Genomic DNA, 10,635 nt, shown 5'->3' on the forward strand with positions numbered 1-10,635 from the left:
GCCCATTGTGACCTGTCGGCGGCACCGGGCACCGGGCACGCGGAAGCGGCGGCGCGGGGGCGGTGGCGGCGGACGTGTGGGCGTACGGTGTTCTCGACAGACCGGCAGCCCGGGGCGACACTTGTGCGGCCGAACAGGTTCATGAAGGAAGGTGCCCGCGTGTCCCGCCGCAGAATCGGCTTCTGGTACCGCCTTGCGGCGGTGATCGCAAAACCGCCGCTGGTGGTTCTGTTCAAGCGGGACTGGCGTGGAATGGAGCACATTCCGGCCGACGGCGGATTCATCACGGCGGTGAACCACAACTCGTATATCGATCCGCTGTCCTACGCGCACTACCAGTACAACACCGGACGGGTACCGCGTTTCCTTGCCAAGGACGGCCTTTTCAAGGGCGGCTTCGTCGCGAAGGTCATGAAGGGCACCGGCCAGATCCCGGTCTACCGCGAGACCACGAACGCGCTGGACGCCTTCAGGGCCGCCGTCGACGCCATCCGGCGCGGCGAGTGCGTCGCCTTCTACCCCGAGGGCACCCTTACCAGGGACCCCGACGTCTGGCCGATGACGGCCAAGTCCGGTGCCGCGAGGGTCGCGCTGGAGACCCGCTGCCCGGTGATCCCCGTCGCCCAGTGGGGCGCCAACCTCGCCCTGCCGCCGTACAGCAAGAAGCTCTCCCTCTTCCCCCGCAAGACCCTTCAGGTGAAGGCGGGGAAGCCCGTCGACCTGTCGCGCTTCTACGGCAAGGAGCCCACGCCCGACGTGCTCCGCGAGGCGACCGAGGCCATCATGGCCGCGATCACCGAACTCCTGGAGGAGATCAGGGGCGAGAACGCCCCCGCGACGCCGTACGACCCGCGCAGGGCACGGCTGGAACAACGACGCAAGGCAGCGGGCCACAGCGCCGCGCAGGGCACCACCGACAGCACCCCGGAGGACAGCAAGTGACGCACCCCGAGAACGCCGGGCACACGGCGGGCCCCGTGAAGGCCGCCGTCTTCGGATCGGGCTCCTGGGGTACGGCCTTCGGCATGGTCCTCGCCGACGCGGGGTGCGACGTCACCCTGTGGGGCCGCAGGGCCGAACTGGCCGACGCCGTCAACTCCACGCGCCGCAACCCCGACTACCTCCCGGACGTCGAGCTGCCGGAGAACCTCCGCGCGACCACCGACCCCGCCGAGGCCGCCGACGGCGCCGACTTCACCGTCCTCGCCGTGCCCTCCCAGACCCTGCGCGAGAACCTCGCCGCCTGGTCGCCGCTCCTGGCCCCCGAGACCGTCCTCGTCTCCCTCATGAAGGGCGTCGAACTCGGCTCCGCCATGCGGATGAGCGAGGTCATCGAGGACGTGACGAAGGTGGCCGCCGAGCGCGTCGCCGTCGTCACCGGGCCCAACCTCGCCCGCGAGATCGCCGCCAGGCAGCCGGCCGCCGCCGTGGTGGCCTGCCGGGACGAAGCCGTCGCCCAGCGCCTCCAGAGGGCCTGCCACACGCCGTACTTCCGCCCGTACACCAACACCGACGTCGTCGGCTGCGAGCTCGGCGGTGCCGTCAAGAACGTCATCGGGCTCGCCGTGGGCATCGCGGACGGCATGGGCCTCGGCGACAACACCAAGGGCTCGCTCATCACGCGCGGCCTCGCCGAGACCACCCGCCTCGGGCTCGCCATGGGCGCGGACCCGCTGACCTTCTCCGGACTCGCCGGGCTGGGCGACCTGGTGGCGACCTGCTCGTCGCCGCTCTCGCGCAACCACACCTTCGGCACCAACCTCGGCAAGGGCATGACCCTCCAGGAGACCATCGCCGTCACCAAGCAGACCGCCGAGGGCGTCAAGTCCTGCGAGTCGGTGCTGGATCTGGCCCGCAGGCACGACGTCGACATGCCGATCACGGAGACCGTCGTCGGCATCGTGCACGAGGGCACGCCCCCGCTGGTCGCCCTGAAGGAGCTGATGTCGCGCAGCGCCAAGCCCGAGCGCCGCTGACGTCACGACTGACTCCCGCCGGGCGCAACAGGTACTCTCAAGCCGATATGAGCAGCGAGAACCTCCCCCAGAGCCCTGAGCAGCGCCCCGAGTCGAGCTCTGAGCCGCCGCCCCGCAAGCCCCGCGTGGCCGTCGTCTTCGGCGGCCGCAGCTCGGAGCACGGCATCTCCGTCGTCACGGCCGGCGCCGTGCTGCGCGCGATCGACCGCACCAAGTACGACGTCCTGCCCATCGGCATCACGACGGACGGCCGCTGGGCGCTGACCGCCGACGAGCCCGAGCGGATGGCCATCGCCGACCGCAGGATGCCGAACGTCGCCGAGATCGCGGACTCCGTGGAGGGCGGCGTCGTGCTGCCCGTCGACCCCGGCAACCGCGAGGTCGTCTACAGCGAGCCCGGCTCGGTGCCCAAGGCACTCGGCGAGGTCGACGTCGTCTTCCCGATGCTGCACGGCCCCTACGGAGAGGACGGCACCCTGCAGGGGCTGCTCGAACTCTCCGGAGTGCCGTACGTGGGCTCCGGTGTCCTCGCCTCGGCCGTGGGCCAGGACAAGGACTACATGAAGCGGGTGTTCACCTCCTTCGGGCTCGACGTCGGCCCGTACCTGGTGATCCGCCCGCGCGAGTGGCGGCAGGACGAGGCGGGCGCCCGGCAGCGCGTCGCGGACTTCGCGGGCGAGCACGGCTGGCCGCTGTTCATCAAGCCCGCGCGCGCGGGTTCCTCGATCGGCATCACGAAGGTGGACTCCTTCGACGGCCTGGACGAGGCGATCGCCGAGGCGCAGCGCCACGACCCCAAGATCCTCGTCGAGGCCCTGCTGCGGGGCCGCGAGATCGAGTGCGGCGTCCTGGAGTTCGAGGACGGGCCCCGGGCGAGCGTGCCCGCCGAGATCCCCCCGGTGCAGACGCACGACTACTACGACTTCGAGGCGAAGTACATCGACTCGACGCCCGGCATCGTGCCCGCGCCGCTGACGCCCGAGGAGACCGCGGAGATCCAGCGCCTCGCCGTCGAGGCGTTCGAGGCGGCGTCCTGCGAGGGCCTGGTGCGCGCGGACTTCTTCCTCACCGAGGACGGCCGGTTCGTGATCAACGAGATCAACACCATGCCGGGCTTCACGCCCATCTCGATGTACCCGCAGATGTGGGAGAAGAGCGGCGTGGGCTACGCGGAGCTGGTGGACCGCCTGATCCAGGCGGCCCTGAACCGCTCCACGGGCCTGCGCTGACGCTCAGGCGACCCCTTCGGGGACCGTCTTCTTGATGGGGGCGGCGAAGTCCGTGAGCGGACTCAGGCCGCCCCCCGCGCGCTCCGCGGGCAGCGTCACCTCCACGTAGGCGAGGCGCGCCCCGGTGGTGAAGGTGTACGACCCGTCGTCGTGCTTCTGCAGCAGCCAGGCGACGCCGTCCACCTTGACGCCGTTCTTCGCGGCGTAGTCGGGGTCGATCATCTCGCGGGGTCGCTCGACACCACAGCGCAGTATGATCGCCGGGTCTCCCCACCCGGCGGTCAGCTCCGACGCGGGCCCGGGGTCGGTCCGCTCCAGTCCGTCGACCTTCTCCGGCAGCTGTCCGTGCAGGTCCCGGCAGAGTCCCGCGGCCTTCGCGGCCGGGGAGGGAACCACCACTGACGCCTCGCCGTCCGAAGTTGAGCAGGCCGCCGCCGTGATCAGCAGCGCGAGGGCGGACGTTCCTGTGAGGCAGCGGCGCCGGAGACGGGGGAAGTTCACCGGGCCAGGTTAGACGGGGGCTACAAGTGCACGACCGGGCAGGTCAGGGTTCGGGTGATGCCGTCCACTTGCTGGACCTTGGCGACCACCATGCGGCCGAGTTCGTCCACCGTGTCCGCCTGGGCGCGCACGATGACATCGTAGGGACCGGTCACGTCCTCGGCCTGGATCACCCCCGGGATCTTGCCGATCAGCTCGGCGACGGTCGACGCCTTGCCGACCTCTGTTTGGATCAGGATGTACGCCTGTACCACGGAACCTCCAGGGCGGCCACGAGGATCATGTGGGGAGAAGGGACGCCACGGTACCGCGTCGCCGCTCGCCGCGGGGAGACCCGGGCGGGCTGTGGCGGACATCGTGGTGGACGGCCAGCAGAATTCAACGGTCACGTCGACCGTACCGACGACGCAGACGGCTCGCGACCGCAAGCCGAGCAGTGTGAAAGGGCATGGTGAGACTCGGTGAAGGGAACCGTGGGCGAGTTGGGGGAGTTCGGGCTCATCCGGGAGCTGACCTCGCGGCTCACCTCCACCCCGGCCGTACGGATCGGCCCCGGCGACGACGCCGCGGTCGTGTCCGCTCCGGACCGCAGGGTCGTGGCGAGCACCGACATCCTCCTCGAAGGGCGGCACTTCCGCCGCGACTGGTCCACCGCGTACGACGTGGGCCGCAAGGCCGCCGCGCAGAACCTCGCCGACATCGCCGCCATGGGCGCCGTGCCGACCGCGCTGCTGCTCGGCCTCGTCGTCCCCGCCGAGCTGCCCGCGAGCTGGCCGACCGAGCTGATGGACGGCCTCAGGGACGAGTGCCAGGTCGCCGGCGCGGCCGTCGTGGGCGGCGACGTCGTGCGCGGCGACACGATCACCGTCGCGATCACCGCCCTCGGCGACCTGCGCAACCACGAGGCCGTCACGCGCGCGGGCGCGCAGCCCGGCGACGTCGTCGCCGTCACCGGCTGGCTCGGCTGGTCCGCGGCGGGCCACGCGGTGCTCTCGCGCGGCTTCCACTCCCCGCGCGCCTTCGTGGAGGCCCACCGCAGGCCCGAGCCGCCCTACCACGCGGGGCCCGCGGCCGCCGGGCTCGGCGCGACCTCCATGACGGACGTCAGCGACGGCCTCATCGCCGACCTCGGCCACATCGCCGAGGCGAGCAAGGTACGCATCGACATCCGCTCGGGAGACGTCGACGTGCCCATCCAGATGAACGACATCGGCCAGGCCGTCGGCGTCGACCCGCTCCAGTGGGTGCTCAACGGCGGCGAGGACCACGCGATCGTGGCGACCTTCCCCGCCGACGTGAAGCTGCCCGCCCGCTGGAAGGTCATCGGCGAGGTCCTGAACCCCTCCGCGCTGCCCCAGGTGACCGTGGACGGGGCGCCCTGGACCAGCAAGGGCTGGGACCACTTCGGGGACAACGGGGACGCCGGATGAGCGCGCGTCCCGCGGCGGCCCCGGCCGCCCCGCCCCGCGTCCTGACCGTCGCGGGCTCCGACTCCGGCGGCGGTGCGGGCATCCAGGCCGACCTGAAGACGATGCTGGCCCTCGGCACGCACGGCATGAGCGTCGTCACGGCCGTCACCGCGCAGAACTCGCTGGGCGTGCAGGGCTTCTGGGAGCTGCCCGCCGAGGCGGTGCGGGCCCAGTACCGCAGCGTCGTCGACGACATCGGCGTAGGGGCCGTCAAGACCGGCATGCTGGCCTCGGCCGAACTGGTCGAGACGGTCGCGGAGTTGCTCGCGGGCACGGACGCGCCCGCCGTGGTCGACCCGGTCGGCGTCTCCAAGCACGGCGACTCGCTGCTCGCGGCGTCCGCGCTCGACTCGGTCCGTAGGAAGCTGCTGCCCGCCGCCACCGTCGCGACGCCCAACCTCGACGAGGTCGCCCAGCTCACCGGCGTCGAGGTCACCTCCGAGGACGGCCTGCGGCGCGCCGCCGCCGCGGTCCTCGCCCACGGCCCCCGGTGGGTGCTCATCAAGGGCGGCCACCTCGAAGGCGACGCCGTCGACCTGCTCACCGACGGCTCCGAGGAGCACGTCCTGCGGGCCCCGCGCCACGACAACCGGCACACCCACGGCACCGGCTGCACGCTGGCGAGCGCGATCGCCGCGCGGCTCGCCCTGGGCGACGACGTCCCCGCGGCCGTCGCGGCGGCCAAGGAGTACGTGACCGGCGCGATAGCCGCCGGCTTCGCGCTCGGCGGCGGGATCGGCCCGGTCGATCACGCCTGGCGGTTCAGGGAGGCGTAGTCCCGCGCGGAGCGCGGGTCACCCGCCGTGGCCGGCGCTCCCCGGGCACTCCGGGGGCGTGAGCGTAGGCGCACGAAAAAGCCGGCCCCCCTGACGGGGAACCGGCTGATTCAGCAACCAGCTAGGTGGCCGCGCTGACGTCAGCGCGAGACCTTGCCGGCCTTGATGCACGAGGTGCAGGCGTTGAGGCGCTTCGGCGTCCCGCTCACCACGGCACGCACACGCTGGATGTTCGGGTTCCAGCGACGGGGCGTACGGCGGTGCGAGTGCGAGATGTTGTTGCCGAAGCCCGGCCCCTTGCCGCAGACGTCGCAGTTGGCAGCCACGGGTCACTCCAAAGACTTCAGATGCACTTACGGTTAATCCCGGCATGCCGGGATCAGTGCAATGATCGGAATGGCGTTGCCAGGAGGAATGTCCCGATGTGTATCGGGCAACCGGAGCAGCATACAACGACTGCTTCGGTACAACGAAACTACCATGTCTTCCCCGCCCCCCGCCCCGGAGCCCCCGTTCACCCCGGGTCTACGCTGCGTCCATCCCGAGCACGGTCAAGGAGGCGAAAGGTGCCGCAGAACCTCGACGCGGTCGCGGTGCGCGCCTGGTGCCGACTGGCTCTGGAGGCCCTCGGCGGGGCCCGCGAGGAGATCGACTCCATCAACGTCTACCCGGTCGCCGACGGCGACACGGGGACGAACCTCTACCTCACCATGGAGTCGGCTTCCCAGGCCGTCGACGCCGCCTTCACGGGCCATGAGCCGGCCGCCCCCTCCCTGGCCCAGACGGTGCGCGCGATGGCGCACGGGGCCCTCATCGGGGCCCGCGGCAACTCGGGCACGATCCTCTCGCAGCTCCTGCGCGGCATGGCCCAGGTCCTCGGCGGCCCGGACGGCGAGGGCGCCCGTGACGCGGATCACGCCGACGGCCGGACCCTGGAGCTGGCCCTGCGACGGGCCGCGGAGTCCGCGTACGAGGCGGTCGCGCACCCGGTGGAGGGCACCGTCCTCACGGTGGCGACCGCGGCGGCGAAGGCCGCGTCGGCCGAGGACGCCGACGACTGCGAGGCCGTGGCACGCGCCGCCTGCGAGGGGGCACGCGCGGCCCTGGCCCTCACCCCGGGGCAGCTCGCCGTCCTCGGCCGGGCAGGCGTGGTGGACGCGGGCGGCCGCGGCCTCGTCGCGGTGCTCGGGGCGCTGGTGGCCGCGCTGTCGGGCGAGAGGGCACCGTACGGGGGCGCCGAGGCCGGCCACGCACGCGTGAGCGCCGGAGGGGGCCACGCACGCGTGGCGGCAGGCGAGGGCGACGGCGTCCCGCCGGTGGACGAGGCCGCCGCGTGCGACGACCCCCCGGCCGAGGAGGACGGCCCCGCCTTCGAGGTGATCTACCTCCTGGAGGCGGACGACGCCGCCGTCGCCCGGCTGCGGACCCGGCTCGACGGGCTCGGCGACTCCCTCGTGGTGGTCGGCGGCGACGGACTGTGGAACGTCCACGTCCATGTCGACGACGCGGGAGCGGCCGTCGAGGCGGGCGTGGAGGCGGGCCGCCCGCACCGCATCCGCATCACCCACTTCGGCCTCGGCGACGCGCACACCACCCCGCGGCGGCCCAGGGAGCGCGCCCAGCGGGCCATCGTCGCGGTCGTCCCCGGCGAGGGGCTCGCCGGGCTCTACGCCGAGGCCGGCGCGACCACCGTGCCCACGCGCGTGGGGGAGCCGCCCGCGAGCGGTGAACTGGTCGACGCCGTCAGACGGGCGCACGCGCGCGAAGTGGTGCTCCTGCCCAACGACGCGGAGCTGCGGCACACGGCCGCCGCCGCGGCGCAGCAGGCGAGGACGGAGGGTGTGCGCGTCGCGCTGATCCCCACCCGTTCCGCGGTGCAGGGCATCGCGGCCCTCGCCGTGCACGAGCCGGACCGCGGCTTCGACGAGGACGTGGTCGCCATGACGTCGGCGGCCGGCGCGACGCGCTACGGCGAACTGGCCGTCGCCGAGCGGCAGTCCTGGACCATGGCGGGCATCTGCCAGGCCGGTGACGTGCTCGGCCTGATCGACGGCGACGTCGCCGTGATCGGCTCCGAGGTCGCGCACACCGCCACCGCGGTCCTCGACCGCATGCTGTCCGCGGGTGGCGAGATGGTCACGCTCGTCCTCGGCGACTCCGTCCCCGACACGGTGGCCGAGCGGTTGGAGAAGCACGTGCGCGAGACGTACCTGGCCGTCGACACGGTCGTCTACCGCGGCGGTCGCCAGGCGGCGCTGATGCTGATCGGCGTGGAGTAGCGCACCCGGCGGGACGCCCCCGCCCACACAGCCGGTGACCTGCGGACACCGGGGGCTGCGACGGATTGTCAGTGGGGTGGTGTGCAATGGATCTCGTGCCCGCGCTCGAAGAACCCCTGAAGAAAGTGGTCGGTCCCGCCACCGCGAAGGTGATGGCCGAGCACCTCGGCCTGCACACGGTCGGCGACCTCCTGCACCACTACCCCCGGCGGTATGCCGAGCGGGGCGAGCTGACCCGCCTCGCCGACCTCCCGCTGGACGAGCACGTCACGGTGGTCGCCCAGGTCGCGAGCGCGCGCCTGCACACGTTCAAGTCGCCCAAGGCGCCCCGCGGCCAGGGCCAGCGCCTCGAAGTCACCATCACCGACGGCAGCGGCGAGCTCCGCCTGGTCTTCTTCGGCCGCGGCGTCCACAAACCGCACACGGAGCTGCTGCCCGGCACCCGCGCGATGTTCGCGGGCAAGGTCTCCGTCTTCAACCACCGCCTCCAGCTGGCCCACCCGGCGTACGAACCGCTGCGCGGCGCCGACCCCGACGCCGTGGACAGCTGGGCGGGCGCGCTCCTCCCGATCTACCCGGCGTGCAAGCAGCTGGAGTCCTGGAAGATCGCCAAGTCCGTCGAGACGGTCCTGCCGAGCGCCCGGGAAGCCCTCGACCCGCTGCCCGCCCCGCTCCGGGAGGGCCGCGCCCTCGTCCCGCTCCCCGAAGCGCTCCTGAAGATCCACCGCCCGCACTCCAAGGCCGACATCGCCGCCGCCCGCGACCGCCTGAAGTGGGACGAGGCCTTCGTCCTCCAGGTCGCCCTGGCCAGGCGGCGGTACGCGGACGCGCAGCTCCCCGCCGTGGCCCGCAGGCCCAGGGAGGGCGGCCTCCTGGACGCCTTCGACGCCAAGCTCCCCTTCACCCTCACCGAGGGCCAGCAGAAGGTCTCCCAGGAGATCTTCGACGACCTCGCGACCGAGCACCCGATGCACCGCCTCCTCCAGGGAGAGGTCGGATCGGGCAAGACGATGGTCGCCCTGCGCGCCATGCTCGCCGTCGTCGACGCGGGCGGGCAGGCCGCCATGCTCGCGCCGACCGAGGTCCTCGCCCAGCAGCACCACCGCTCGATCGTCGAGATGATGGGCGAGCTCGCCGAGGGCGGGATGCTCGGCGGCGCCGAGCAGGCCACCAAGGTCACGCTGCTCACCGGCTCCATGGGGGCCGCGGGGCGCCGCCAGGCCCTGCTCGACCTGGTCACGGGCGAGGCCGGCATCGTCATCGGCACCCATGCGCTGATCGAGGACAAGGTGCGGTTCCACGACCTCGGCCTGGTCGTCGTGGACGAGCAGCACCGCTTCGGCGTCGAGCAGCGCGACGCCCTGCGCGGCAAGGGCAAGCAGCCCCCGCACCTGCTCGTCATGACGGCCACGCCCATTCCCCGCACGGTCGCGATGACGGTCTTCGGCGACCTGGAGACCTCCGTCCTCGACCAGCTCCCGGCCGGCCGGTCGCCGATCGCCAGCCATGTGGTCCCCGCCCAGGACAAGCCCCACTTCCTCGCCCGCGCCTGGGAGCGCGTGCGCGAGGAGGTCGAGAAGGGCCACCAGGCGTACGTGGTCTGCCCGCGGATCGGCGACGAGGAGGACGACCCGAAGAAGGCGTCCAGGAGCGGCGGGAAGAAGTCGGCCGAGGACCGGGCGGAGCAGGAGGCCACCGCCGAGAAGCGGCCCCCGCTCGCCGTCCTCGACGTCGCCGAGCAGCTCGCGGCGGGCCCCCTGCGGGGCCTTGAGGTCGAGCCGCTGCACGGCCGCATGCAGCCCGACGACAAGGACGCCGTGATGCGCCGCTTCGCCGCGGGCGAGACCCAGGTCCTGGTCGCGACGACGGTCATCGAGGTCGGGGTGAACGTGCCGAACGCCACCGCCATGGTGATCATGGATGCCGACCGCTTCGGCGTCTCCCAGCTCCACCAGCTGCGCGGCCGGGTCGGCCGCGGCTCCGCCCCCGGCCTCTGCCTCCTGGTCACCGACATGCCCGAGGCGGCGCCCGCCCGCGCCCGCCTCGGCGCCGTCGCCGCCACGCTCGACGGCTTCGAGCTCTCCCGCATCGACCTGGAGCAGCGCCGCGAGGGCGACGTGCTCGGCCAGGCCCAGTCCGGCGTCCGCTCCAGCCTGCGCATGCTCGCGGTCATCGACGACGAGGAGGTCATCGCCGCCGCCCGCGAGGAGGCGGCCGCGGTGGTGGCCGAGGACCCCGGCCTGGAGCACCAGCCCGAGCTGCGCACGGCCCTGGACGCCCTGCTCGACGCCGAGCGCGAGCAGTACCTCGACAAGGGCTGACGGGCCGGCCCACCCCGGCGGCCGGGCGGCCGCGGCCGCGGCCGTGTCCGTGCCCGGAGCGGCGCAGTAACTCTCGTCGTCGGC

Annotated in this window: 10 protein-coding genes; 7 read left to right on the plus strand and 3 right to left on the minus strand. The window is 72.8% G+C overall.

Annotated elements, in window-relative coordinates:
• The first annotated feature begins 159 nt into the window (after nucleotides 1-159).
• From AB0I16_RS33845 to AB0I16_RS33855, 3 genes are read left to right on the plus strand one after another with little or no spacing between them, the layout of a single operon-like run.
• The gene (locus tag AB0I16_RS33845) at nucleotides 160-942 is read left to right on the plus strand and encodes a lysophospholipid acyltransferase family protein (RefSeq protein ID WP_363253506.1); all 783 of its coding nucleotides are present in this window, start codon (nucleotides 160-162) and stop codon (nucleotides 940-942) included.
• Entirely contained in the window at nucleotides 939-1,976 is a 1,038-nt protein-coding gene (locus AB0I16_RS33850; RefSeq protein ID WP_363253507.1) for an NAD(P)H-dependent glycerol-3-phosphate dehydrogenase, read from the plus strand. Before AB0I16_RS33845 ends, AB0I16_RS33850 begins: the two co-directional genes overlap by 4 nt.
• A 47-nt stretch (nucleotides 1,977-2,023) precedes the next feature.
• Complete coding sequence (locus tag AB0I16_RS33855; protein WP_363253508.1) at nucleotides 2,024-3,205, plus strand: D-alanine--D-alanine ligase family protein; 1,182 nt, start codon at nucleotides 2,024-2,026, stop codon at nucleotides 3,203-3,205.
• Between the two features lie 3 nt (nucleotides 3,206-3,208).
• Here the strand turns inward: AB0I16_RS33855 and AB0I16_RS33860 are convergent, their stop codons facing one another.
• Nucleotides 3,209-3,706 carry a DUF3515 domain-containing protein gene (locus AB0I16_RS33860; protein WP_363253509.1) on the minus strand — a complete coding sequence of 166 codons (498 nt, stop codon included), beginning with the start codon at nucleotides 3,704-3,706 and terminating at the stop codon, nucleotides 3,209-3,211.
• Between the two features lie 20 nt (nucleotides 3,707-3,726).
• Nucleotides 3,727-3,960 (minus strand): Lrp/AsnC ligand binding domain-containing protein, encoded by a 234-nt coding sequence (locus AB0I16_RS33865; protein WP_016642988.1) that lies wholly within the window; start codon nucleotides 3,958-3,960, stop codon nucleotides 3,727-3,729.
• A gap of 207 nt (nucleotides 3,961-4,167) precedes the next feature.
• On the opposite strand from AB0I16_RS33865, the gene AB0I16_RS33870 reads away from it, so the two are divergent.
• Both AB0I16_RS33870 and thiD read left to right on the plus strand, forming a co-directional pair.
• Nucleotides 4,168-5,136 (plus strand): thiamine-phosphate kinase, encoded by a 969-nt coding sequence (locus AB0I16_RS33870; protein WP_363253510.1) that lies wholly within the window; start codon nucleotides 4,168-4,170, stop codon nucleotides 5,134-5,136.
• On the plus strand, nucleotides 5,133-5,951 hold the full coding sequence (gene thiD / locus AB0I16_RS33875) for a bifunctional hydroxymethylpyrimidine kinase/phosphomethylpyrimidine kinase (protein WP_363253511.1): 819 nt from the start codon (nucleotides 5,133-5,135) through the stop codon (nucleotides 5,949-5,951). Before AB0I16_RS33870 ends, thiD begins: the two co-directional genes overlap by 4 nt.
• Nucleotides 5,952-6,091: 140 nt before the next feature.
• Here the strand turns inward: thiD and rpmB are convergent, their stop codons facing one another.
• Complete coding sequence (rpmB, locus tag AB0I16_RS33880; RefSeq protein WP_016642993.1) at nucleotides 6,092-6,277, minus strand: 50S ribosomal protein L28; 186 nt, start codon at nucleotides 6,275-6,277, stop codon at nucleotides 6,092-6,094.
• Nucleotides 6,278-6,517: 240 nt separating this feature from the next.
• Between rpmB and AB0I16_RS33885 the strand changes: the two genes are divergently transcribed.
• Both AB0I16_RS33885 and recG read left to right on the plus strand, forming a co-directional pair.
• Nucleotides 6,518-8,230 (plus strand): DAK2 domain-containing protein, encoded by a 1,713-nt coding sequence (locus AB0I16_RS33885; RefSeq protein WP_363253512.1) that lies wholly within the window; start codon nucleotides 6,518-6,520, stop codon nucleotides 8,228-8,230.
• 86 nt (nucleotides 8,231-8,316) lie between these two features.
• Nucleotides 8,317-10,551 (plus strand): ATP-dependent DNA helicase RecG, encoded by a 2,235-nt coding sequence (gene recG, locus AB0I16_RS33890; RefSeq protein WP_363253513.1) that lies wholly within the window; start codon nucleotides 8,317-8,319, stop codon nucleotides 10,549-10,551.
• The last annotated feature ends 84 nt before the right edge of the window (nucleotides 10,552-10,635 follow it).

The sequence above is a fragment of the Streptomyces sp. NPDC050703 genome, from assembly GCF_040654435.1.
Taxonomy (GTDB): domain Bacteria; phylum Actinomycetota; class Actinomycetes; order Streptomycetales; family Streptomycetaceae; genus Streptomyces.

What these genes read in the sequence shown, in the direction of transcription:
- AB0I16_RS33855 (WP_363253508.1), top strand. Translation starts at nt 2,024, where the DNA reads ATGAGCAGCGAGAACCTCCCCCAGAGCCCTGAGCAGCGCCCCGAGTCG.
- recG (WP_363253513.1), top strand. Translation starts at nt 8,317, where the DNA reads ATGGATCTCGTGCCCGCGCTCGAAGAACCCCTGAAGAAAGTGGTCGGT.
- thiD (WP_363253511.1), top strand. Translation starts at nt 5,133, where the DNA reads ATGAGCGCGCGTCCCGCGGCGGCCCCGGCCGCCCCGCCCCGCGTCCTG.